This window comes from Halolamina salina (assembly GCF_042678005.1).
GTDB lineage: Archaea > Halobacteriota > Halobacteria > Halobacteriales > Haloferacaceae > Halolamina > Halolamina salina.
In genome coordinates this window covers 1-1,403 of the sequence record NZ_JBHUDH010000211.1, presented here as the reverse complement: position 1 = coordinate 1,403, position 1,403 = coordinate 1, and the positions used below count along the sequence as shown (strand labels likewise).

The following is a 1,403-nucleotide window of genomic DNA, read 5'->3' as shown; positions in this document are numbered from 1 at the left end:
CGACGTGCACGCTGGGCCCGGGGGTCGACTCGCGAACGGCCGAGAGACGGTCGTACGCGTCGGTCTCGCGGCCGTCGGCCGCGCCCTCGGCGCCGCCGCGGGTCGGGTCCGAGAACGTCGGCTCGAACACGGTGTCGATCGCGGCCGCGATGGACGGCCGGAAGCGGTACGATCTGGTCGCACTCCGGCGTTCGTGGGGCGTCCAGTCGACGCCGAAGTACTCCCCCTCGGTCGCGGCCCGATCGAACAGGCTCGGCTGGGCGTTGCGCCACGCGTAGATGCACTGCTCGCGGTCGCCGACCAGCAGGACCCGGGTGTCGGCGTCGATCAGCGGCGCGAGCGCGTCGTGCTGTGCCCGGGAGACGTCCTGTGCCTCGTCGACGATCACCGTCGAGAGGCGGTCGGTCCAGCGCCGGCGCAGGCGGTCCCGGAACGCGCTCCCGTAGGCCGCGTCGTCGAAGAATTCGGCGACCCAGTGGGCCACGTCGACGTGTGCGAGCACGCCCGCCGCCCGGCACGCCTCGTCGTAGGCGTCGAGATAGGCGGGCAGCACCGTACAGAGTGCACCGACGGCCTCGTCCCATCGCTCGTGACAGCCCGCGTCGGCGGCGACGACTGCGTCGGGTTTTCCGTCCGACTCCGCCAACGCGCGCTCGACCGCCTCGCGCTCTTCGGCGCCGAAGAACTGCTCGGTGTCCCGCAGCACGTCGGCCAGCGAGTCGGGCGGCCCGTCGGGGTACGTGCCCGAGACGACGGCGTCCAGCCGCTCGCGTAGCTCTGCCACCGACAGGCGGCGTTCGCGACAGGCGCTCCGGGCAGCCGCGAGCAGGTCGGCGGCGTCGGCGTCGTACCGCCCGCCGGGGTAGGCGTCGTCCAGCGTCGCAAACGCGTCGTCGAGCGACTCGTCGTTCCGGACCGTTTCGAGCGCGTCACCGTGGACGCCCGCGAGCGCGGCGCTGTCGCCGACTTCCGGCACCTCCTCGAAGCCGACCTCCCCGGCGATCGCCTCGAACACCGTGCCGAGGACGCTGTCGATCGTCCCCACGCGGTCGCTCCCGCGGAGTGCGGTCCCCAGCTCCGCGGCGGTTTCGTCGTCGAGATCCACCGGCGCGTCGGGGTCGTCGGCGAACCCCCGGAGCGCGCGCTCGACGCCCGGGAGGATGCTCGCGGCGTCGTCACGGGAGAACGAGGTGAGACAGAGCGTCTCCGTGGGGCTGTCGACGCCGGCGCGGGCCTTGCGCGCGAGGTCCTCCGCCGCGATGCTGTCGGCGGTGACGGACTTCCCGGCGCCCGGCCCGCAGTCGAGCACGAACAGCCCCGAGTCGGCCGCGAAGAAGGCGTCGCGGATCTCGGCCTGTGCGCCTTCGAGCCGCCGGTAGCCGTCCGTCCCCTCGTCTCCCCCG

1 protein-coding gene is annotated in these 1,403 nt (G+C 73.6%); it reads right to left on the bottom strand.

The features are described 5' to 3' along the window. Positions 1–1,403: UvrD-helicase domain-containing protein (locus tag ACFR9S_RS14620; protein WP_379818953.1), on the bottom strand; the 1,403-nt coding region annotated here is incomplete at both ends.